The organism is Pseudomonas morbosilactucae (assembly GCF_023241715.1).
Lineage (GTDB): Bacteria > Pseudomonadota > Gammaproteobacteria > Pseudomonadales > Pseudomonadaceae > Aquipseudomonas > Aquipseudomonas morbosilactucae.
The window spans coordinates 41,184-61,944 of sequence record NZ_JALQCW010000048.1; the positions used below are offsets into that span (position 1 = coordinate 41,184).

General features: G+C 63.7%; 19 protein-coding genes and 3 pseudogenes. 16 read left to right on the plus strand and 6 right to left on the minus strand.

Annotation, left to right across the window (positions count from 1 at the left end):
• Positions 1-140: 140 nt before the first annotated feature.
• The 12 genes and pseudogenes from M1B34_RS18685 to M1B34_RS18740 all read left to right on the plus strand — a co-directional run bounded on the left by M1B34_RS18685 (position 141) and on the right by M1B34_RS18740 (position 12,333).
• Positions 141-743 carry a DUF4823 domain-containing protein gene (locus tag M1B34_RS18685; protein ID WP_123330378.1) on the plus strand — a complete coding sequence of 201 codons (603 nt, stop codon included), beginning with the start codon at positions 141-143 and terminating at the stop codon, positions 741-743.
• Positions 744-762: 19 nt separating this feature from the next.
• Complete coding sequence (locus M1B34_RS18690; RefSeq protein ID WP_268263749.1) at positions 763-1,326, plus strand: DUF1285 domain-containing protein; 564 nt, start codon at positions 763-765, stop codon at positions 1,324-1,326.
• A 127-nt stretch (positions 1,327-1,453) separates the two neighbouring features.
• Positions 1,454-2,181 (plus strand): annotated as a pseudogene (locus M1B34_RS18695) (FadR/GntR family transcriptional regulator).
• A 37-nt stretch (positions 2,182-2,218) separates the two neighbouring features.
• The gene (locus tag M1B34_RS18700; protein ID WP_268265919.1) at positions 2,219-3,094 is read left to right on the plus strand and encodes an SMP-30/gluconolactonase/LRE family protein; all 876 of its coding nucleotides are present in this window, start codon (positions 2,219-2,221) and stop codon (positions 3,092-3,094) included.
• A 267-nt stretch (positions 3,095-3,361) separates the two neighbouring features.
• Entirely contained in the window at positions 3,362-4,180 is an 819-nt protein-coding gene (locus M1B34_RS18705; RefSeq protein ID WP_123330386.1) for an SDR family oxidoreductase, read from the plus strand.
• 154 nt (positions 4,181-4,334) lie between these two features.
• Positions 4,335-5,339: a substrate-binding domain-containing protein gene (locus M1B34_RS18710; protein ID WP_123330388.1), complete on the plus strand. Its 1,005-nt coding sequence runs from the start codon at positions 4,335-4,337 to the stop codon at positions 5,337-5,339.
• Positions 5,340-5,414: 75 nt separating this feature from the next.
• The gene (araG, locus tag M1B34_RS18715; protein ID WP_268265920.1) at positions 5,415-6,947 is read left to right on the plus strand and encodes an L-arabinose ABC transporter ATP-binding protein AraG; all 1,533 of its coding nucleotides are present in this window, start codon (positions 5,415-5,417) and stop codon (positions 6,945-6,947) included.
• 25 nt (positions 6,948-6,972) lie between these two features.
• On the plus strand, positions 6,973-7,941 hold the full coding sequence (gene araH / locus M1B34_RS18720; protein ID WP_123330393.1) for an L-arabinose ABC transporter permease AraH: 969 nt from the start codon (positions 6,973-6,975) through the stop codon (positions 7,939-7,941).
• 148 nt (positions 7,942-8,089) lie between these two features.
• Positions 8,090-8,804, plus strand: a pseudogene (locus M1B34_RS18725) (GntR family transcriptional regulator).
• A complete protein-coding gene (locus M1B34_RS18730) occupies positions 8,801-9,799 on the plus strand; it encodes an ADP-ribosylglycohydrolase family protein (protein ID WP_268265921.1) in 999 nt (332 codons plus the stop codon). Before M1B34_RS18725 ends, M1B34_RS18730 begins: the two are co-directional and overlap by 4 nt.
• 148 nt (positions 9,800-9,947) lie before the next feature.
• Positions 9,948-11,414 (plus strand): purine-cytosine permease family protein, encoded by a 1,467-nt coding sequence (locus M1B34_RS18735; RefSeq protein WP_123330397.1) that lies wholly within the window; start codon positions 9,948-9,950, stop codon positions 11,412-11,414.
• A complete protein-coding gene (locus M1B34_RS18740) occupies positions 11,407-12,333 on the plus strand; it encodes a PfkB family carbohydrate kinase (RefSeq protein ID WP_268265922.1) in 927 nt (308 codons plus the stop codon). Before M1B34_RS18735 ends, M1B34_RS18740 begins: the two co-directional genes overlap by 8 nt.
• Positions 12,334-12,382: 49 nt before the next feature.
• Here the strand turns inward: M1B34_RS18740 and M1B34_RS18745 are convergent.
• The 4 genes and pseudogenes from M1B34_RS18745 to M1B34_RS18760 form a co-directional block, all read right to left on the minus strand.
• Positions 12,383-12,762 (minus strand): annotated as a pseudogene (locus M1B34_RS18745) (Rho termination factor N-terminal domain-containing protein).
• Positions 12,763-12,800: 38 nt separating this feature from the next.
• Positions 12,801-13,127: a hypothetical protein gene (locus M1B34_RS18750; protein WP_123330403.1), complete on the minus strand. Its 327-nt coding sequence runs from the start codon at positions 13,125-13,127 to the stop codon at positions 12,801-12,803.
• Positions 13,128-13,213: 86 nt separating this feature from the next.
• A complete protein-coding gene (locus tag M1B34_RS18755) occupies positions 13,214-14,431 on the minus strand; it encodes an MFS transporter (RefSeq protein ID WP_425273524.1) in 1,218 nt (405 codons plus the stop codon).
• Between the two features lie 117 nt (positions 14,432-14,548).
• Positions 14,549-15,199 (minus strand): HD domain-containing protein, encoded by a 651-nt coding sequence (locus tag M1B34_RS18760; RefSeq protein WP_268265923.1) that lies wholly within the window; start codon positions 15,197-15,199, stop codon positions 14,549-14,551.
• A 147-nt stretch (positions 15,200-15,346) separates the two neighbouring features.
• Between M1B34_RS18760 and M1B34_RS18765 the strand changes: the two genes are divergently transcribed.
• Positions 15,347-15,826 (plus strand): GNAT family N-acetyltransferase, encoded by a 480-nt coding sequence (locus M1B34_RS18765; protein WP_123330407.1) that lies wholly within the window; start codon positions 15,347-15,349, stop codon positions 15,824-15,826.
• Between the two features lie 36 nt (positions 15,827-15,862).
• Here the strand turns inward: M1B34_RS18765 and M1B34_RS18770 are convergent, their stop codons facing one another.
• Together M1B34_RS18770 and M1B34_RS18775 are read right to left on the minus strand one after the other, a co-directional pair.
• Positions 15,863-17,170, minus strand: a complete 1,308-nt coding sequence (locus M1B34_RS18770) for an MFS transporter (protein WP_268265924.1) — start codon at positions 17,168-17,170, stop codon at positions 15,863-15,865.
• Between the two features lie 91 nt (positions 17,171-17,261).
• On the minus strand, positions 17,262-17,705 hold the full coding sequence (locus M1B34_RS18775; protein ID WP_268265925.1) for a hypothetical protein: 444 nt from the start codon (positions 17,703-17,705) through the stop codon (positions 17,262-17,264).
• A 189-nt stretch (positions 17,706-17,894) separates the two neighbouring features.
• On the opposite strand from M1B34_RS18775, the gene M1B34_RS18780 reads away from it, so the two are divergent.
• From M1B34_RS18780 to dgoD, 3 genes are read left to right on the plus strand one after another with little or no spacing between them, the layout of a single operon-like run.
• Positions 17,895-18,890, plus strand: coding sequence for a 2-dehydro-3-deoxygalactonokinase (locus tag M1B34_RS18780; RefSeq protein WP_268265926.1), 996 nt, complete (start codon positions 17,895-17,897; stop codon positions 18,888-18,890).
• A gap of 12 nt (positions 18,891-18,902) precedes the next feature.
• Positions 18,903-19,523, plus strand: coding sequence for a 2-dehydro-3-deoxy-6-phosphogalactonate aldolase (locus M1B34_RS18785; protein WP_123330415.1), 621 nt, complete (start codon positions 18,903-18,905; stop codon positions 19,521-19,523).
• A gap of 47 nt (positions 19,524-19,570) precedes the next feature.
• Positions 19,571-20,719, plus strand: coding sequence for a galactonate dehydratase (gene dgoD, locus M1B34_RS18790; protein ID WP_268263757.1), 1,149 nt, complete (start codon positions 19,571-19,573; stop codon positions 20,717-20,719).
• Positions 20,720-20,761: the final 42 nt, after the last annotated feature.

Sequence of the window (20,761 nt, forward strand, 5' to 3'; positions counted from 1 at the left end):
AGCCTTTCTTTTACGACGAAAAACTGCACCAATCCGACTGCCCATAGACGCGGCAACCCACCGCAAATGGCGAGCTGGCGCGGAAGCTGCATCTCGTGCCCATTCGCCGGTTTTCCGTCACCGGTTTTTGGGAGGATAGGATGCGTAGCCTGGTTTTGCTGCTGGCCTTTTTGGCACTCGGCGGCTGCATGAATGTCAGCGATATGGGCGAGGGGGTTCGTTATCACCTGAGCGACGCCGGCATGCTCGATCACAGTGATACTCGTCGTTCGAACTCCTTCCGTATCCAGCCGGACTCGTTCATTTTCATCGCCCAGGGTTCTTTCACCCCGCCTGGCAGCGCCTACCCACGGCCGAACGTGGTGGCTGAAGAGGCCTTTAACGGTTTTGTCGAATACTTCCCCATGGTCCGCCGCGCCCGTGCACCGGAAGGCCTGGACCAGGCCATGGCCGAGGCCCGTGAAGTCGGCGCCCATTATTTGCTCTACACCCGTTACGCCAAGGCGGACGACCGCATCGGCAACTCCGATGAGTGGTTCGACCAGGAAGCCGTTGACCGCCTGGGGGTGGACAACGGGGTGATTCAGATCATGCTGATCGAGACCAGCACCCAGTATTTGATTGATACTGCGCGAATTCGCAGCCGTGGCGGTTTACTGACGTTCCACGACAACAAGCCACAAGACCTGCTCGGCCCACCGCTGGCGCAATACGCTCGCAGCCTGCTGGGATTGAGCGACTGAGTTTAACGAGGAGAACAGCATGAGTGGTCCGGCCACAGTCAACGACCTGTTGGCGCAGATTCCCAAGGCCGAAAAGGGCCTGCCGCCGGTCCACCTGTGGAACCCTACGTTCTGTGGTGACATCGACATGCGCATTGCCCGGGACGGTACCTGGTACTACCTGGGCACGCCCATCGGCCGTAAGCCGATGGTCAAGCTGTTCTCCACCATCATCCGCCGCGACGGCGATGATTATTTCCTGATTACCCCGGTTGAAAAGGTCGGCATCAAAGTCGATGACGCGCCGTTCGTGGCCGTGACTCTGGATGTGCAAGGGGAGGGCGAGGCGCAGGTGCTGCGCTTTACCACCAATGTCGATGAGCAGGCCGAGGCCGGTGCCGAGCACCCGCTGCGGGTGGTGATCGACGAGCACAGTCAGGAACCCGCGCCTTATGTGCATATCCGCAGCAACCTCGAAGCCCTGATCCACCGCAACGTGTTCTACCAACTGGTGGAGCTGGCGGTCAGTCGGGAGATCGACGGTCAGCGCTGGCTCGGCGTCTGGAGCGGCGGCGAGTTTTTCCCTATCGGTCTTGAACCCTGATCCCACCCGGGCGCGCTTGAGTTCCCCTGGTCAGTGCCCGCACAAAACCCGTTGACAGCCAATCGTATGATGAATAGCGTGAGCTGATTCTGTTCGCTCACGTCTTGTCGTCATGTCGAGGGGCTCCATGTCCAGCAGTTTCCACGCATCCACGGTTGACTGGCTCGGCTCCTGGATCGCTGCCGGGCAGGTCAAGGCCGGGCAGGCCATCAAGGTCGAAGCCGATTTGGGGGCCCAGCTCGGGGTCAGCCGCACCGTGATTCGCGAGGCCATCAAGACCCTGGTGGCCAAAGGCATGCTGGAGGTGGGGCCCAAGGTCGGCACTCGGATCCTGCCGGTGCGCCGCTGGAACCTGTTCGACCCGCAAGTGGTGGGCTGGCTGTCGCGCAACGGCTTGCCGGAACATTTTGTCGACGACCTGCTGGACCTGCGCCGTACCATCGAACCGATGGCGGTGCGCTGGGCCTGTGAGCGTGCCACCAGTGAACAGGTCGAGGCCATTCTGCTGGCCTACAACGCCCTAGCGCGGGCGTGGACAGTGGCATCGACTACAACCTAGCCGACCAGTACTTCCACGAATGCATCCTGGCTGCCAGCCACAACCAATTCATCGAGCAGATGGTGCCGGCCCTCGGCGCCTTGCTGGCGGTGTGTTTCGAGGTCTCGGCAGCCGACCCGGATGAGCTGCGACGCACCTTGCCGATCCACAAAGACATGGCCGACGCCATTGCCGCCCGGGACCCCGGACGCAGCGTCTGGGCCTGCATGACCCTGATCGACAACGCGGCCCTGGCGATCAAGCGCTACTACCCGGACCTGATGGCCGGCAAGGCGGCGAGTGGTTCCGGGCACTGATATCACCTGACCCATAACAATAAGAGCGGGAGGTTGCATGGACTGGACAGCGGTGAGCGCCCATCGGGCGCAACTGGGGGAGGGGCCTTTCTGGGTGGCTCGGGAGCAGGCGTTGTATTGGGTCGATATTGTCGGCCAGCGGGCCTTGCGCCTGCAGGGCGGCCAGTTGCGCAGTTGGCACCTGCCCGAACCCGGGTCGGCGTTTATTCCTACAGAACGCGGCGATGCCCTGGTGACCCTGGGCAGTGGGGTGTATCGGCTGGACCTCGACTCGCCGGAGCACGCCCCTCGATTGCAACTGTTTTGCGTCGCCGACCGGCAGGCCGGCAACCGGGCCAATGAGGCCCGTTGTGATGCCCAGGGCCGGCTCTGGCTTGGCAGCATGCAGAACAATATTGGCCCCAACGGTGAGGATCTGCCGGTGTTGCGGCGTTCCGGCGGCTTGTTTCGGGTGGATGCCGATGCCCGGGTCACGCCGCTGCTGGAAGGCCTGGGCATCGCCAATACCTTGCTGTGGAACGACGACGGCAGCGTCCTGTACTTCGCCGACAGCCTGGACGCCACCCTGTACCGGCATGAGGTTCGGGCAGACGGCAGTCTTGGCCCGGCCCAGGTGCATTTGGCGCCCCATGCCCGGGGCGTGCCCGACGGTTCGGCGATGGATGCCGACGGCGATATCTGGAATGCGCGCTGGGACGGCAGTTGCCTGTTGCGCCTGAGTCCTGAAGGCACGGTGCGCCAGGTCATAGAGCTGCCGGTTAGCCGGCCCACCAGTTGCGTGTTCGGCGGCCCTGACCTGCGCACCCTCTACGTCACCAGCGCCGCCAGCCCGAACCGGCATCCATTGGACGGCGCGGTGCTGTCGATCCGGGTTGAAACCCCGGGTTTACCGTGCACGCGCTTTGCGGGTTAATTCCCAATATATGGGATGTAAAATTATATATTGAGATATTTCCACGGTCGGGTTTATAGTCGGCCCCAGCTCCACGCACTCACACAAAAAAATAATACCGGTGACGCGATGCAGAGATTTTCCCATCCACTCCCTCGTGGAGTTTGTGCCGATGGCCGTCCAGGCCCTCACGCGCACGCTTGCTCATCCTTGACCCTTTCGTCTGTTCTCGCCCGACCGTCCCAGCACGTTCGGCGCTTGTCTGCCTTGCCACAGGAGTCCCGATTCATGGCTGAAGCCCTTTCCTTGCCGCCGGTGCCTGAACCGCCCCGGGGCGAGCGCTTGAAAAACAAGGTGGTGTTGCTCACCGGTGGCGCCCAAGGCATTGGCGAGGCGATCGTCGCCTGCTTCGCCGCGCAGCAGGCCAAACTGGTGATCAGTGACATCCAGGCGGAGAAGGTCGAAGCCGTGGCCGCCCATTGGCGGGAACAGGGCGCCGATGTCCAGGCGCTGCGGGCCGATGTTTCCTCCCAGCAGGACCTCAATGCTCTGGCCGCCATGGCCATGGAACTGCACGGACGGATCGATGTGCTGGTCAACTGCGCCGGGGTCAATGTGTTCCGCGATCCCCTGCAGATGACCGAGGAAGACTGGCGTCGCTGCTTTGCCATTGACCTGGACGGCGCCTGGTATGGCTGCAAGGCGGTCCTGCCGCAGATGATCGAGCAGGGCGTGGGCAGCATCATCAACATCGCTTCCACCCATTCGACGAACATCATTCCCGGCTGCTTCCCCTACCCGGTGGCCAAGCACGGCCTGCTCGGCCTGACGCGGGCCCTGGGCATCGAGTACGCGCCCAAGGGCGTGCGCGTCAATGCCATTGCCCCGGGTTACATCGAAACCCAGTTGAACGTCGATTACTGGAACGGTTTTGCCGATCCCCATGCCGAGCGTCAGCGTGCCCTGGACCTGCACCCGCCGCGGCGTATCGGCCAGCCCATTGAAGTGGCGATGACGGCGGTGTTCCTGGCCAGCGATGAAGCACCGTTTATCAACGCCTCGTGCATCACCATCGATGGTGGTCGCTCGGTGCTGTACCACGATTGAGTCGGTGCCGATTTCAGGGCATGGGTCTGCCTGAAATTTAATGATCATATGATATGACTATTGCTTTGCTGCAGTGACGGCTCCCACCGGGGGCGTACGGGTCAGGTGACCCAGCTGGACGTTGTTGGCTTTCAATAAAAATAAGGAGTGAGCTATGAATCGTCGTCGTGGGATCCGTTCCCTGTGTCACGCCGCCCTGGCGGTCACCGCGTTCAGCCTGAGCAGCAGCCTGCTGGCGGCCGAAGCAGTGAAAATCGGTTTTCTGGTCAAGCAGGCGGAAGAGCCCTGGTTCCAGACCGAGTGGGCCTTTGCGGAAAAAGCCGCCAAGGACAAGGGCTTTACCCTGATCAAGATCGCCGTGCCTGACGGTGAGAAGACTCTTTCTGCCATCGATAGCCTGGCGGCCAACGGCGCCAAGGGGTTTGTCATCTGCCCGCCGGACGTGTCCCTGGGTCCGGCAATCATGGCCAAGGCCAAGCTCAATGACCTCAAGGTAATGGCGGTGGACGACCGCTTCGTCGACGCCAACGGCAAGTTCATGGAAGAGGTGCCGTACTTGGGCATGGCGGCCTTTGAGGTGGGCCAGAAGCAAGGCAACGCCATGGCCACCGAAGCCAAGAAACGTGGTTGGGACTGGAAGGACACCTACGCGGTGATCAATACCTTCAACGAGCTGGACACCGGTAAGAAACGTACCGACGGTTCAGTCAAATCCCTCAAGGATGCCGGTTTGCCCGAGGCCCATATCATCTACGCGGCGCTCAAGACCCTGGACGTGCCGGGCAGCATGGACGCCACCAACTCGGCGCTGGTGAAACTCCCCGGCGCGGCGAAGAACTTGATCATCGGCGGGATGAACGACAACACCGTGCTCGGCGGCGTGCGCGCCACGGAAAGCGCCGGCTTTGCTGCGGCCAATGTGATCGGCATTGGCATCAACGGCACCGATGCCATCGGCGAGCTGAAAAAACCCAACAGCGGTTTCTTCGGTTCCATGCTGCCCAGCCCGCACATCGAGGGCTACAACACCGCGAGCATGATGTTCGAGTGGGTCACCACCGGCAAAGAACCGCCCAAGTACACCGCCATGGATGACGTCACCCTGATCACCCGGGAGAACTTCAAGCAGGAGCTGGAAAAGATCGGCTTGTGGAATTGACCGCCGAGGGCTTCGACAGGGGCCCGGCAACGGGCCCGATCAACGGGTGAAGAGGCGACAGGGCGAGGAGGCATTATGCACGCGCAAACAAGCAGCCCGGCTGCGGCTGGGCCGGGCGGCAGCCTGAGTTTCAAAGGTATCGGCAAGCGTTTTCCCGGGGTTCAGGCCCTGGCCGACATCAGTTTTGTGGCCCATCCGGGCACGGTGCATGCGCTGATGGGGGAGAACGGCGCGGGCAAGTCCACGCTGTTGAAGATTCTCGGCGGGGCCTATGCACCCAGTAGCGGCCATTTGCAGATCGGCGAACAGACGCTGAGTTTCAAATCCACCGCACAGAGCATCGCCAGCGGTGTGGCGGTGATTCACCAGGAACTGCACCTGGTGCCGGAAATGACCGTGGCCGAGAACCTGTTTCTTGGTCACCTGCCGTCGCGCTTCGGCCTGGTCAAGGGCGGTGAGCTGCGGCGCAAGGCCCTGGCATTGCTCAAAGGCCTGGCCGATGAAATCGACCCCCAGGACAAGGTTGGTCGCCTGTCCCTGGGGCAGCGGCAACTGGTGGAAATCGCCAAGGCGCTGTCCCGTGGCGCCCATGTGATTGCCTTCGACGAGCCTACCAGCAGCCTCTCGGCGCGGGAGATTGAGCGCTTGATGGGGATCATCGGGCGCCTGCGTGAAGAGGGCAAAGTGGTGCTGTACGTCTCTCACCGCATGGAGGAGGTGTTCCGCATCTGCGACGCGGTGACGGTGTTCAAGGACGGCCGCTACGTGCGCACCTTCGAGCAGATGAGCGAGCTGAGCCACGACCAGTTGGTGACCTGCATGGTCGGTCGGGATATCCAGGACATCTACGATTATCGTCCCCGCGAACAGGGCCCGGTCAGCCTTAAGGTCGACGGCCTGTTGGGCCCGGGGCTGCGCGAGCCGGTGAGTTTTGCCGTGCACCAGGGCGAGATTCTCGGCCTGTTCGGCCTGGTGGGTGCCGGGCGTACCGAGTTGCTGCGGTTACTCAGTGGCCTGTCGCGCCAGAGCGCCGGCCGCCTGGAGTTGTCGGGGCAGCCGCTGACCTTGCGCTCTCCCCGTGACGCCATCGGTGCCGGCATCCTGCTGTGCCCCGAGGACCGCAAGAAGGAAGGCATCCTGCCGCTGGCCAGCGTCGCCGAGAACATCAACATCAGCGCCCGCGGTGCTCACTCCGCCCTGGGCTGCCTGCTGCGTGGCGACTGGGAACGGGGCAACGCCGACAAACAGATCAAGGCCCTGAAAGTGAAGACCCCGTCGCCCGGGCAGAAAATCATGTACCTGTCCGGCGGCAATCAGCAAAAGGCCATTTTGGGTCGCTGGCTGTCGATGCCGATGAAGGTCCTGTTGCTGGACGAGCCGACCCGGGGCATCGACATCGGCGCCAAGGCCGAGATCTACCAGATCATCCATAACCTGGCCGCCAGCGGCATTGCGGTGATTGTGGTGTCCAGCGACCTGATGGAAGTCATGGGCATTGCCGACCGCATCCTGGTGCTCTGTGAGGGCGCGGTACGCGGCGAGTTGCCCCGTGCCGAAGCCAATGAATCCAACCTGCTGCACATGGCTTTGCCCCGCCAGCGCGGCTAAGGCCCTGGTGAACCAAGAGGTGTCTATGAATACGCAAAACACAACCCTGGATGCGCCGCGCAAAAGCCTCAACCTGCGACGCTTTTTCGATGACTGGGTGATGCTGCTGGCGGCCCTGGGGATTTTTGTCCTCTGCACCCTGTTGATCGACAACTTCCTCTCGCCCCTGAACATGCGTGGCCTGGGGCTGGCGATTTCCACCACCGGGATCGCCGCCTGCACCATGCTCTATTGCCTGGCGTCCGGGCACTTCGACCTTTCCGTCGGCTCGGTCATCGCTTGCGCCGGGGTCGTCGCGGCGGTGGTGATGCGGGCCACCAACAGCGTGTTCCTCGGGGTCAGCGCGGCGCTGCTGATGGGGCTGATCGTGGGCCTGATCAACGGTATCGTCATCGCCAAGCTGCGGGTCAACGCATTGATTACGACGTTGGCGACTATGCAGATCGTCCGCGGCCTGGCCTACATCTTTGCCGACGGCAAGGCTGTGGGCGTGTCCCAGGAAAGCTTCTTCGTCTTCGGCAACGGCCAACTGTTCGGTGTGCCGGTACCGATCCTGATCACCCTGGTGTGTTTCGTGTTCTTCGGCTGGCTGCTCAACTACACCACCTACGGGCGCAACACCATGGCCATCGGCGGCAATCAGGAAGCGGCGTTGCTGGCTGGGGTCAACGTGGACCGCACGAAGATCATCATTTTCGCCGTCCACGGGCTGATTGGCGCCTTGGCCGGGGTGATTCTCGCCTCGCGCATGACCTCGGGCCAGCCGATGATCGGCCAGGGCTTCGAGCTGACGGTGATTTCTGCCTGTGTACTGGGCGGTGTGTCCCTGAGTGGCGGGATTGGCATGATTCGTCACGTGATCGCCGGGGTGCTGATTCTGGCGATCATCGAGAACGCCATGAACCTGAAGAATATCGATACCTTCTATCAGTACGTGATTCGCGGTTCGATCCTCCTTCTGGCGGTGGTGATCGACCGTCTGAAACAGCGCTAGTCCGGCCTTCTCCAGTATATCGCTCGGTCCTGCCAAGCAGGGCTGGGTTGATACCGCTCAGTGTTTTCCGGCGTCCTGCCGGTTATTTTTCTTGGATGACTGAATAAATTTGTTGCTGAAGCCGATACTTTTCAGCTTCAATTTGTACATGATTAAACATGTCCGATTCGATAAAAAAAACACGGGTGGTCGACGAACTGATTCGACGCATCGAGAGCGGCCTCATGGAGGACGGTTTCCTGCTACCGGGTGAGCACCAGTTGGCTGAAGAATTCGGTGTCAGCCGCGGCACCTTGCGTGAGGCCCTGGCCGAGCTCAAGCGCCGCAAGTACATCGCCACGCAAAGCGGTGTGGGCTCCATCGTCACCTTCGACGGTGTGATCCTCGACCAAGGCAACGGTTGGGCCCAGGCCCTGGCTGACACCGGTGCCCTGATCAACACTGAAGTGCTGCGCCTGGAAGCGGTGCAACGGCCGGACCTGCTCAGCCGCTTCGGCACTGACCAGTTCATCGCCCTGGATCGCCGTCGACGCTCCACCGACGGTTCTGTGGTGTCCCTCGAACGTTCGTTGATGCCTGCCACGGGCGGCCTGGAAAGCCTGCCCCGCGTCGGCCTGATCGATAACTCCCTGACCATCACCCTGGCCGCCTATGGCTATATCGGCGAGCGTGGCGACCAGTGGATCGGTGCCGAGCCGTTGAACGCCGAACAGGCCGCACTGCTCGGTCGACCAGTGGGCACGGTGTTCCTCAAGGCCTTGCGCACCACCTACGACCGCCAGGACCGGTTCATGGAGCAGGTGGAGAGTTTTCTCGACCCCGTGCATTTTCGTCTGCACCTGCAATTCGGGGCGCAGAAATGACCCCGCTCAATCGCGCCCTCGGCGCGTTCTACGGCCTGGCCTTGGGAGATGCCTTGGGCATGCCGACCCAGTCCTTGAGCCGCGCACAGATCCAGCAGCGCTTTGGCGCCATCAGCGGCCTGGAAGACGCCGGCCCCGACCAGCCGATTGCCGCCAACATGCCCAAGGGCTCGATCACCGATGACACCGAGCAAGCGATCCTGGTGGGCCAGTTGCTGATCGACGGCCAGGGCCGGATTGAACCGGCATTGCTGGCCCAGCGCCTGATCGAATGGGAGGCGGTGATGCAGGCCAAAGGCTCGCAAGACCTGCTGGGCCCTTCGACCAAACGCGCCATCGAGATGATTCTCGCCGGCCATTCTCCTGAAGAATCGGGGCGCTATGGCACCACCAACGGCGCCGCGATGCGCATCACGCCGGTGGGCATCGCCGCCGATGTGGACCAAGGGCCTGCCTTTATCCAGGCCGTGGTTCAGGCCTGCCAGGTGACGCACAACACGACCTTGGGCATTTCCAGCGCGGCGGCAGTGGCGGCGGTGGTCTCGGCCGGCATCAACGGCGTGCCGCTGCTCGACGCCCTGCAAGTGGGCGTGCAAGTGGCCCAGCAAGCCGAGGCCCATGGGCATTGGGTCGCCGGTGGACGCATCGCCACGCGCATCAGTTGGGCGCGGACCCTGAGTGTGGAGAGCGACAAGGCGTTGCTCGCCGACCTGCTGTATGACGTGATCGGTACCTCCGTGGCCTCCCAGGAGTCGGTGGTGGTGTCCTTTGCCTTGGCGCAGCAGGTGGCCATGGGTGAACTCCAGGCCTTCGAGGCCCTGTGCATGGCCGCCAGCCTGGGTGGCGACACCGACACCATTGCCGCGATACTCGGGGCGATGCTCGGCGCGTGCCTGGGGTTGGAGTGCTGGCCCACCGACCTGGTCGAGCAGGTCAAGCAGGTCAACGACCTGGACCTTCAGCCGCTGGTGCAGGGGCTACTGGCCCTGCGCTGAGGCAAGCGCCGACCGGCCGGCCCCGCGCGGGCCCGGCGGGCGGCAAACAATTGGCAATGGAATGCACTGCAATGGCGAGGACTGCCAGGATGCTGATCAACTTCCGTAATTGCCTACAACCATAACAACGGCAACAGGAGCAGGTTTCATGAGTTCACAGAGCATCGGACAAAGCGCCGGGCAATTGGAGACCCGGGGGATCGAACCGGTACCGGAAGGCGAATGCAACGGCCATCCGCTGCAACTGTTCTGGGTCTGGTTCGCCGCCAACATCAGCATCCTCGGCCTACCGCTGGGGGCGACCCTGGTGGCCTTTCGCGGGATGGCGATCTGGCAGGCGGTCATCGTGGCGATCCTCGGCGCGGCGGGCTCCTTTGCCGTGGTGGGGATCATCTCAATTGCCGGGCGCCGCGGTCGCGCGCCCAGCCTGACCCTGTCACGGGCGATCTTCGGCGTGCGGGGCAATATCGGCCCGACCCTGGTGTCGCTGATGTCGCGCCTGGGCTGGGAAACCGTCAACACCACCACCGCGGCCTTCGTGCTGCTGTCCTTGTGTTCCATCCTGTTCAACTCGCCTGTGCAAGCCAAAAGCGCACCGCTGCTGACCTTGCTGTTCATCGGCATTTTCGTGCTGCTGACCCTGGCGGTTTCCGGGCTGGGCCACGCCACGCTGCTGGTGATCCAGAAGTGGGCCACCTACGTCTTCGGGGCCCTGAACCTGCTGGTGGGCGGCTTCCTTTGCGCCACCATCGATTGGACCGCAGTGTTCAACGCCACCCCGGCGCCCCTCAGCGCCATGATCATTGGCGTCGGCACCATGGCCGCGGGCACCGGCATCGGTTGGGCCAATGCCGGCGCAGACATGTCCCGCTACCAGCACCGCAGCGTCAAGGCGGCGCGCCTGGTGGCTTCGGCCGCATTCGGCGCCGGTATTCCCTTGGTGCTGTTGATCACCCTGGGTGGCTTGCTGTCGGTGGGCAATAACGACCTGGCCTCGGCCACGGACCCGATCATCGCCATTCGCGACATGCTGCCGACCTGGATGGCCGTGCCGTACCTGATCACCGCATTCGGTGGCCTGCTGCTGTCGAACAACCTCTCGGTGTATTCCGCCGGCCTCACCACCTTGACCCTGGGGCTCAAGGTCAAGCGCTTGCACGCAGTCGTGGTGGACATCGTGGCGATCTTTGCCGGCTCGATTTACTTCATGCTGATTGCCGAGAGCTTCTACGGGCCCTTCATTACCTTCATCTCCTTGCTGGCGGTGCCGATCACCGCGTGGGTGGGGATTTTCGTGGTCGACCTGATTCATCGCCATTACTACAGCCCCAAGGACCTGCTGGATGTCAGCCCGAGCAGCGCCTACTGGTATCGCGGCGGCGTGGAGTGGCGCGCCTTCGGTGCCTGGGCCCTGGCCATTGTCCTGGGTTTCAGTTTCACCACCATCGGCACCACGGCCGAAAACACCTGGTTCGCCGGCCCCTTGGCCGACTCCTGGCTGGGCCATAACGGCCTCGGCTGGATCGTCACCTTCCTGGTCGCCGGTGGGGTTTACGGCCTGCTGGGCGGGGCCCGGGATCGCCGTGCCGGGTTGATCGAGAATGCCCATGCCTAGATTGCTGCACAGCGGCCAGGTGATCGTCGACCTGGTCATGGCCGTGGACCATTTGCCCTGTTCCGGGGGGGACGTGCTGGCGCAATCCGCCCGTTTTGAAACCGGTGGCGGCTTTAACGTGATGGCCGCGGCGGCGCGCAATGGCTTGCCGGTGCTGTACCTGGGGCGCCACGGTCAGGGCCGTTTCGGCGACCTGGCTCGGGCGGCGATGCACGCCGAAGGCATCCAGGCCAGCCTCGGCCCCAGCGTGCACCGGGATACCGGTTTGTGCGTGGCCCTGACCGAAGCCTCGACCGAGCGCAGCTTTATTTCCCACATTGGCGTCGAGGGCGAGCTGAGCGCCGAGGACTTGGCGGGTGTGCAGGTGGCGGCTGACGACTATGTCTACGTCAGTGGCTACAGCCTGCTGCTGGCGGACAAGGCCCAGGCTTTGCTCGACTGGCTGGCCGCCTTGCCCCGGGAGGTGTATGTGGTTTTCGATCCCGGACCGCTGGTGGATTCGGCGGATGGTTCGTTGATGGCGGCGTTGTTGCCGAGGGTCGACCTCTGGACCAGCAACGCTATCGAAGCCCAGCAATTTACCGGCGCCCAGGACATCGCCGGCGCCTTGCTGCGGCTGCAGGACCTGCTGCCGGCCGGGGCGCTGCTGGTGGTGCGTGATGGTCCTCAGGGGTGCTGGATCTCTCGCCAGGGCCGGACCGAGCATGTGCCGGGGTTCAAGGTCGAGGCGCTGGACAGCAATGGCGCAGGCGATGCCCATGCCGGGGTGTTGATTGCCGGGCTGGCCCAGGGCCTGGAGCCGTTGCTGGCGGCGCGTCGGGCCAACGCGGCGGCGGCGCTGGCGGTGACCCGACGCGGTCCAGCCACCGCGCCGGGCACGGCACAGGTGGATGAGTTGCTGGCTGGCGTGGGTGCCTGACTGGACGCCTGATTGAAGAGCCAGCCCTCAAGCAGGCGCCACGGCTGAATCAACCGGCCTTGCGCAGCGCTTCGATCAGTTCCTCTTTACGCATGGTCGAGCGCCCGGGATGTCCTTGTCCCGGGCCTCTTTCAGCAGGCTGCTTTTTTTCATGCTGGCCAGCGAGGCCACGCTATTGCGGGCATGCCCCTGGCGTGTGGCCACAGCCCGACGCGCCGATTCCCGACGATCACTGGCCTTGGCGCTTTCAGCTTTGTGTTGGCCCGAGCCGCCGGCGCGCTCGCCGCCGCCCGACTGTTTGTTCACCGTGGCCCAGGCGCGGGCCTGGGCTTGCGCTTCAGGCAGGCCGCGCTCTTCGTAGCTGGCTTCGATTTGTGCGGCGCGGCGCCGTTGCGCGGCGGTGTATTTGCGTTTGCTGCCTCGAGTCATGGGATCACTCCTCGGTTGTTCGACGGTGCCGGCTGCGGCTACTGGCTGCGGCCTTCGGAGCCGGAACCGCCGGTGGTGGTTTTCGATCCGCTACCGGATGGCGTCTTGTCCGGCTCGCTGGAATCCAGGGTGCCGACCCCGCCCTGGCGCCCGCTGTCATTGCCCTGCACCCGCGGGTCGGTGCCGGTGGCGGGTGGCAGGGAGCCTTCTTCCATGGGCGGCGGGTTGATGTTGATCTTCGGCATGCCCTGGGGGGCGGGGGAGGTGGGGCCTTCCACCGGGTCGGTGGGCCCGGTGGCGCCGGCGAAGGCCCCCGAGGACAGCAGCCCGGCCAGGGCCAGGGCAGTCAGTTGAACCTTGATCATGGTATCGCCTCCTTTCGTTGCAGGGTCGCTACCTGATATTGGTCAGCCCTGAAGGGAGGTTGGTGCCCCAGGATCGACGAACGGTCTCAAGCGCGCTGGGGGATTTTTGCCTGTTGCCAACCGCGCCAGAACAAGCGCCCGAGGCTGATCGCCCAGTTCAGCAGGGCGATGACCAGAACGGTCAGCATCAGGGCCTGCATGCCGTATTGCACAATGATCTGGCCGGCCAGCAGGGGAAAGCCGAACACCCCGATAAAGTAGGCCAGGCTGAACAACAGCAGGGCCTGGGGCGTGCTGCCGGTCGGGGCTTCATTGGCCGCCTGGCCGTTGATCACCGAGTAGGTCAGGCCGTAGCCGACGCCCAGCACCATGGCGGCCAGCAGGTAGCTGAAGCGGCTGTCCACGGCGAACTGGAACAGCAGGATCGACACCACCATCAAACCGGACAACAGGCACGCGGCGCGGTAGGGGTCGCGCTTGACCACCATCCCGGCAATCAGCAGGCGGCTGGTGATCGCCGCACTGATAAAGCCGAGAAAGAACAGCGAGTAGTCCAGGCCGCGAGAGGCTGCGTAGCTGGTCTGGAAACTCGACAGCCCACCGAACACGCAGCCGCCCAGGCCCACCATCAGGATGGGAAACAGTGCTTTGGAGGACAGCACTTGGGTGCTGCTGGCCCAGCTGATTTTCGCTGCCGACGTACCCAGGTGATTGGTGGTGGTGCGCAGGCGCTCGCCGAGGAACCAGAAGATCACCATGCCCAGCAGGCTGGCCGCCGCAGCAATGAAAAACGCGGCAGTCAGTGGATAGCCCAGGGCATTGGCCAGGCGCCCCAGCAGCGGGCCGCAACCAATGCCGGTCATCATGCTGCCGGACAGCAGGGCGAAGTGCCGGGCGCGCTGGGCCGGCTTCACCATCATCGCCACCAGGATCGGCCCCAGGGTGTAGAACAGGCCCCAGCCCAGCCCCAGGGTCAGACCGAAGAACAGCAGGCTGTGGCCGAATCCCGGGGTCAGGGCAAAGCCCAGGCTGGCCACCACCAGCAGCCCGCCGAACAAGGCAATGGCCCGTGCCGCGCCCAGCCGGTCACACAGGTGGCCCGAGCACAGCACCGCGACAAAGGTGCTGAGCATGGCGGCGGAAATCACGCTGCCGGCGTCGTGCTCATTGCCGCCACGGGAGCCAATCAGCAACGACAGCAGAAAGGTCGAGCCGTAAGACAGTGAGAGCAGGAAGCTGGCCAGACAGAACAGCCCGAACAGCGTTCCTGAAACCTTGGGTTGTGCAGTGCCTTGCATGGGCATGAGTCCGCCTTGTCCTGATGGAGTTAGGGGCGGATTTCTACCATGGGCACGCGGGCGGTTTGTTGTGTTCCTGCTGGTCTCAGGATTAGTCGCTGGCGGAGTAAGTGGAAGGCCGCCTCAGGCGCCGATCTCTTCCAGGAGTTCGTCCATGAAACGTTGCAGGCGCTGATGACGCACCTCCGCCAACTGGCTGCCGGCGAGGGTCTGGAAACCCTGGGCCAGGTGCAGCAGCTTGGTGCTGAAGTGGTCCAGGGTGAAGCGGCTGTCGTCGTAATCCCGGGCCTGGGCGCGTGGGTCGCCAGGGTCATACAGGGCGTTGCCCATGCGCCCAGAGAGGTAGAAGGTGCGGGCCACACCCAGGGCGCCGAGTGCGTCGAGGCGGTCGGCGTCCTGGAGGATCCTGGCTTCCAGGGTGCGCGGCGTGATCCCGGCGGAGAAACTGTGGGCTTCGATGGCATGGGCGGCGGCGTCGATCTTCTCCGCCGGCCAGGCCCGTTCGGCGAGGATCTCGCTGGCCCTGTTCGCCGCCAAACGTGACGCCTGTGAGCGCAGCGGCGAGTTCTTTTCCACGGCCACGCAGTCATGCAACAGGGTGGCGGCCAGCAATACCTCAAGGTCGCCGCCTTCCTGGTGGGCGATGCGCCGGACGTTGTTCCACACCCGCTGCAGGTGCGACAGGTCATGGGCGCCGTCCGAACCCGGTTCCAGGGCGTGGGGCAGCAGCACACGGGCGAGGTCTGGCAGCGGGGCAAAGGCGTGGGCGGTCATCTGGGGGCCTGGGCAATCCGAACGGGGCGGACACTTTAGCCGCTGCACCGGGGTTTTGCGCAAGTTGCAAAAGGCCGGTAAATGCCCGTGCATGTGTTCGCCCTGTCGATCTAATATGGCCGCCTGATTCCGCCACGAGATGCACCGATGTCTGTCCAGATCCGTCCCGCCGTGCCCAGTGATGCGCCGCAGATTCTTGCGTTCATCACCGAACTTGCCGATTACGAGCGCGCCCGTCACGAGGTGATCGCCGGGGTTGCCGATATCGAGCGCAGTCTGTTCAGCGAAGGCGCCACGGCCCACGGGCTGATGTGCCTGCGTGAAGGCGTACCGATCGGTTTTGCCGTGTTTTTCTTCAGCTACTCGACCTGGCTGGGCAGCAACTGCCTGTACCTGGAAGACCTCTACATCACCCCCGAGCAGCGCGGTGGCGGGGCAGGCAAGCAACTGTTGCGGCACCTGGCGAAGATCGCCTGCGACAACGGTTGCGGGCGCTTCGAATGGAGCGTGCTGGAGTGGAACGAGCCGGCGATCCAGTTCTACAAATCCCTGGGTGCCCAGCCCCAGGAAGAATGGGTGAAGTACCGCATGGACGGCGAAGTGCTGCGGGCCTTCGCCCAGGGTTGATTTCTGGCCCACCCTGGCCGTTGGCGGGGCAACCCGCTAGCGGTTGACCAGCCTAGCCGGCAAGGCGATCACCAGCAAACTGCTGAGGATCAGGCAGCCGGCAAAGAACCACAGGGCCCCGGCGCTGCTGCCGGTGACGTCAATGGCCACGCCCATCAGCGAGTTGCTCACCAACCCGGCGATGTTCGCCAGCGAGCAGGCCAGGGCAAACCCGGCGGCCGCAGCGGTGCCCTTGAGAAAGGTCGCCGGCAGGCTGAAGAACACCGGCACCGCGCCGATGATGGCCGCGGAGGCAATGGCGAACAGCAGCACGGTGGCCACCAGGTTGTGGCTGTAGAACGGCGCACTAGCCATGGCCGCCGCCCCCACTAGAAACGGCACGATGATGTGCCAGCGGCGCTCGCGGTGTTTGTCCGAGCTGGCGCCAATCAGCAGCATACCCAGCAACGCGGCGACACTCGGCAGCGCGGTCAGCAGGCCGATGTGCAAGGTGTCGACGACCCCGGCGTTGCGGATAAAGGTCGGCATCCAGAAGCCCATGGCGTAGGCGCTGAGCAGAATCGAAAAGTCGATGCCGCCAAGCATCCACACCTTGATGTTGAGCAGGCCGTCCCGCAAGCGTTGCTGGCGCTCGCCAGTGTCGGCATCGTCGGCGCGCAACTGCTGGTCCAGCAGGGCTTTTTCGTCGGCGTCGAGCCACTGGGCGTCCTGGAAACGGTTGGGCAGCGCCCAGAACGTCAGTAGCCCCAACAGCACGCTGGGCACCGCTTCGATCAGGAACAGCCATTGCCAGCCGCGCAGGCCAGCGGCGTTATCGAAGTGGCCCATGATCCAGCCCGACAGTGGGCCGCCGATCACGCTGGAGAGCGGCAGGCCGATCATGAACAGGGCGATGACGCGGCCCCGGCGGTAGGTGGGGAACCAAGTGGTCAGGTAATACAGCACCCCCGGCAAAAAGCCGGCTTCCGCCACCCCGAGGAGAAACCGCAGCAGGTAGAACTGGGTGGTGGATGTCACCAGCAGGGTGCAGGCCGAGATCAGGCCCCAGGTGATCATGATGCGGGCGATCCAGACCCTCGCCCCGACGCGCTGCAGGATCAGGTTGCTCGGCACTTCAAAGAGGATGTAGCCCACAAAAAACAACCCCGCGCCCAGGCCGAAAGCCGTCTCGCTGAAGTGCAGCTGGTCGGTCATCTGCAACTTGGCGAAGCCGATGTTGATCCGGTCGAGGTAGGCCGCCAGGTAGCACAGGCACAGAAACGGAATCAGCCGCCAGGTGATCTTGCGATAGAGCGCCTGGGTCGGGTCGGCGTGCAGGGCGGCGATACCAGGCGAGTTGCTCAACGGTCTGGATCCTTACGGAGGGGGCTTTGGGCGGCGGAATATAGCATGGGGCGGGGTGGCGGCTGGGTCGATCAGCCGCCTCGCGGGTGCGTCATTCGGTGCGCTCCCAGTCGCCGCCGATCAAGTCTTCCAGGGTTTGCGCCACCGAGGTTTTAAAGGCGCCAGCCTGGCCGGCGTCGTAGGCGGTTTTCCACACCTGGTAACCCTCGTTGAAGTCGGGAATTTCCTTGGCCGTGCCCACTTGCCGGGTGACGCTGTGTTCTACGGCACTGGCGCGAAAGGGCAGGTGTGGCAGGTCGGTGAACGGCTGACCATCGACCGGGTTGAGCATCCGGATGCCATCGACCCGGATGTGCACCACTTCGCCCAGGTCCGGGTACTGCTCGACTTTCAGAATGGTCAGGGTCGAGGCGTTTTCCCCGGGGCGGTTTTCATAGGCCCAGATGTCGCCCACCTTCAGGGGTTGGCCGCCTTGGGCGGCGCAGGTGGTGAGCAGCACGCCGGAACCCAGCAGGCGCTTGATCAGTGATTTCATGGTTCTTCCTTGAAGGGCAGATAGATTAGGCCGGCATTTTAATCGGCTGGCACGGGTGATGTGTTGTTCTATTTATTCCCTATATGTGGGATGTAAATTTATATATTGAGATTTTTATTGCGTCAGGTTTATAGTCGCCGCCATCAGCTCTTACGCACTCACTGCTAAAAACAACTCACAGGTGAAGCGATGCAGGCGCAACTGATTGCCCTCGATTGGGGGACGACCTCCCTTCGTGCATACAAACTCGGGGCCGCAGGCGCGGTGCTGGAACAGCGCACGCTGACCTTCGGCATCATGCAACTGCCCAAGGCTTCGCGGATGCTTCTCGGCCAGGAATGCGCTGACGGTTTCGAGCTGGCCTTCGATGAGGCCTGTGGCGATTGGCTGGATGCCCAGCCCGACTTGCCGGTGATTGCCTGCGGCATGGTGGGCAGCGCCCAGGGCTGGCGCGAGGCGAGTTACTGCGCGACGCCGGCGGATGTGGCCGAGCTGGGCCAGGCCCTGGTCACGGTCCGCAGCCTGTGCGGCGTCGACCTGCACATCGTGCCGGGGGTGATCCAGCGTTCGCGCTTGCCTAATGTGATGCGCGGTGAAGAAACCCAAGTGCTCGGCGCCCTGCAGAGCCTGCCCGCCGCCGCGCTGGACAACCTGTTGATCGGCCTGCCCGGCAGCCACTCGAAATGGGTGGAAGTGGACGAAGGCTGCATCGTGCATTTCGATACCTTCATGACCGGCGAGTTGTTTGCCGTGCTCAGTGAACACAGCATCCTCGGGCGTACCCAGCACGTCGGCGGCCTGTTCGACGGTGATGCCTTTGATCGCGGGGTGCAGGTGGCGCTGTCGGCCGAGGGTGAAATCGGCCCGCTGTCGACCATGTTCAGCGCCCGCAGCCTCGGCCTCACCGGCCAGCTCAGTGCGGGCGCGCAGGGTGATTACCTGTCCGGGCTGTTGATCGGCCACGAGCTCTCGGCCCTGGCCGCCGTGCAGCGCCGCCGGCGCAACAGCGTGCACCTGCCGTCCATCCTGCTGATCGGCAACTCTCAACTTTGTGCCCGCTACAGCCGGGCCCTTCCAGCCTGCGGTTTTGCCCAGGTGACCCTGGCCGAGCAGGCCACCGAGCGCGGGTTGTGGCAACTGGCCGAAGCGGCCGGGCTGCTCGACCCGGTGCGCGCCCATTCCTGAACGAGGTTCGACATGCTCAAGCAAGCACTGGCACACAACGGCCTGGTGGCGATTCTTCGGGGGCTGCATCCGTCACAGGCCGAGGCCATCGGCGCGGTGTTGTACCGCGCGGGCTTTCGGGTCATCGAGGTGCCGCTCAATTCCCCGGAACCCTATGACAGCATCCGCATCCTGCGCAGTAGCCTGCCTGCCGATTGCCTGATCGGGGCCGGTACAGTGCTGACCCCGGAGCAGGTGCATCAGGTCAAGGCCGCGGGTGGGCAGGTGATCGTGATGCCCCACAGCGACCCCTTGGTGCTGCGGGCAGCCAAGGCGGCGGGGCTGTTTTTGTCCCCCGGCGTGGCCACCCCCACCGAGGCTTTCGCCGCGCTGGCCGAAGGCGCCGATGTGTTGAAGATGTTCCCCGCCGAGCAAATGGGCCCGGCGGTGGTCAAGGCCTGGCTTGCGGTGTTGCCGGCGGGCACGGTGTTGCTGCCGGTGGGCGGCATTACCCCGGACAACATGGCAGTGTTCGTCGAAGCCGGGGTCAAAGGCTTTGGCTTGGGCTCGGGGCTGTTCAAGCCGGGGCTGAGTGTGGAACAAGTGGCGCTGCGCGCCGAGGCCTATGTTGCGGCCTGGAAAACATTGGCCTGAGACGTCCTGGCGCTTGCGGGCGCTGCATCCAATAAGAGAGACCAACGATGAAAATCACCAAACTGACCACCTTTATCGTGCCGCCGCGCTGGTGTTTCCTCAAAGTCGAAACCGACCAGGGCGTGACCGGTTGGGGCGAACCGGTGGTGGAAGGGCGGGCGCACACCGTGGCGGCGGCGGTCGAGGAACTGAGCGACTACCTGATCGGCAAGGACCCGCGCAACATCGAAGACATCTGGACCGTGCTCTATCGCGGCGGCTTCTACCGGGGCGGCGCGGTGCACATGAGTGCCCTGGCCGGCATCGACCAGGCGCTGTGGGACATCAAGGGCAAGGCCTTGGGCGTGTCGGTCAGTGATCTGTTGGGGGGGCAGGTGCGGGACAAGATCCGCGTGTATTCGTGGATCGGCGGTGATCGCCCGGCGGATACTGCGCGGGCCGCCAAAGAGGCGGTGGCGCGTGGGTTTACCGCGGTGAAAATGAATGGCACCGAAGAGCTGCAATTTCTCGACACCTTCGACAAGGTCGACCTGGCCCTGGCCAACGTCGCGGCAGTACGCGATGCGGTGGGGCCGAACGTGGGGATTGGCGTGGACTTCCATGGCCGGGTGCACAAGCCCATGGCCAAGGTGCTGATGAAGGAGCTCGACCCCTACAAACTGATGTTTATCGAGGAGCCGGTGCTCAGTGAAAACTACGAAGCGCTCAAAGAGCTGGCGCCGTTGACCAGCACGCCGATTGCCTTGGGGGAGCGGCTGTTCTCGCGCTGGGATTTCAAACGGGTGCTCAGTGAGGGGTACGTGGACATCATCCAGCCGGATGCGTCCCACGCGGGTGGCATCACCGAAACCCGCAAGATCGCCAATATGGCCGAAGCCTATGACGTGGCTCTGGCCCTGCATTGCCCCCTGGGGCCTATCGCTCTGGCGGCCTGCCTGCAACTGGATGCGGTGTGCTACAACGCCTTTATCCAGGAGCAGAGCCTGGGCATCCACTACAACGAGAGCAACGACCTGCTGGATTACGTCAAGGATCCGCGGGTGTTTGATTACGACAAAGGCTACGTGAAGATCCCCAATGGCCCGGGCCTGGGGATCGAGATCAACGAGGAATACGTCATCGAACGCGCCGCCATCGGTCATCGCTGGCGCAACCCGATCTGGCGCCATGCCGACGGCAGTTTCGCCGAATGGTAACCCCCTCGCCGGCGACAGAGCCTTGAGGCTTGCGGCGCTGCT

What these genes read in the sequence shown, in the direction of transcription:
- M1B34_RS18685 (WP_123330378.1), top strand. Translation starts at nt 141, where the DNA reads ATGCGTAGCCTGGTTTTGCTGCTGGCCTTTTTGGCACTCGGCGGCTGC.
- M1B34_RS18730 (WP_268265921.1), top strand. Translation starts at nt 8,801, where the DNA reads ATGACCCCGCTCAATCGCGCCCTCGGCGCGTTCTACGGCCTGGCCTTG.
- M1B34_RS18775 (WP_268265925.1), bottom strand. Translation starts at nt 17,705, where the DNA reads ATGAAATCACTGATCAAGCGCCTGCTGGGTTCCGGCGTGCTGCTCACC.
- M1B34_RS18780 (WP_268265926.1), top strand. Translation starts at nt 17,895, where the DNA reads ATGCAGGCGCAACTGATTGCCCTCGATTGGGGGACGACCTCCCTTCGT.
- M1B34_RS18700 (WP_268265919.1), top strand. Translation starts at nt 2,219, where the DNA reads ATGGACTGGACAGCGGTGAGCGCCCATCGGGCGCAACTGGGGGAGGGG.
- M1B34_RS18690 (WP_268263749.1), top strand. Translation starts at nt 763, where the DNA reads ATGAGTGGTCCGGCCACAGTCAACGACCTGTTGGCGCAGATTCCCAAG.
- M1B34_RS18785 (WP_123330415.1), top strand. Translation starts at nt 18,903, where the DNA reads ATGCTCAAGCAAGCACTGGCACACAACGGCCTGGTGGCGATTCTTCGG.
- araG (WP_268265920.1), top strand. Translation starts at nt 5,415, where the DNA reads ATGCACGCGCAAACAAGCAGCCCGGCTGCGGCTGGGCCGGGCGGCAGC.
- dgoD (WP_268263757.1), top strand. Translation starts at nt 19,571, where the DNA reads ATGAAAATCACCAAACTGACCACCTTTATCGTGCCGCCGCGCTGGTGT.
- M1B34_RS18765 (WP_123330407.1), top strand. Translation starts at nt 15,347, where the DNA reads ATGTCTGTCCAGATCCGTCCCGCCGTGCCCAGTGATGCGCCGCAGATT.
- M1B34_RS18705 (WP_123330386.1), top strand. Translation starts at nt 3,362, where the DNA reads ATGGCTGAAGCCCTTTCCTTGCCGCCGGTGCCTGAACCGCCCCGGGGC.
- araH (WP_123330393.1), top strand. Translation starts at nt 6,973, where the DNA reads ATGAATACGCAAAACACAACCCTGGATGCGCCGCGCAAAAGCCTCAAC.
- M1B34_RS18740 (WP_268265922.1), top strand. Translation starts at nt 11,407, where the DNA reads ATGCCTAGATTGCTGCACAGCGGCCAGGTGATCGTCGACCTGGTCATG.
- M1B34_RS18755 (WP_425273524.1), bottom strand. Translation starts at nt 14,431, where the DNA reads ATGCCCATGCAAGGCACTGCACAACCCAAGGTTTCAGGAACGCTGTTC.
- M1B34_RS18735 (WP_123330397.1), top strand. Translation starts at nt 9,948, where the DNA reads ATGAGTTCACAGAGCATCGGACAAAGCGCCGGGCAATTGGAGACCCGG.
- M1B34_RS18750 (WP_123330403.1), bottom strand. Translation starts at nt 13,127, where the DNA reads ATGATCAAGGTTCAACTGACTGCCCTGGCCCTGGCCGGGCTGCTGTCC.
- M1B34_RS18710 (WP_123330388.1), top strand. Translation starts at nt 4,335, where the DNA reads ATGAATCGTCGTCGTGGGATCCGTTCCCTGTGTCACGCCGCCCTGGCG.
- M1B34_RS18760 (WP_268265923.1), bottom strand. Translation starts at nt 15,199, where the DNA reads ATGACCGCCCACGCCTTTGCCCCGCTGCCAGACCTCGCCCGTGTGCTG.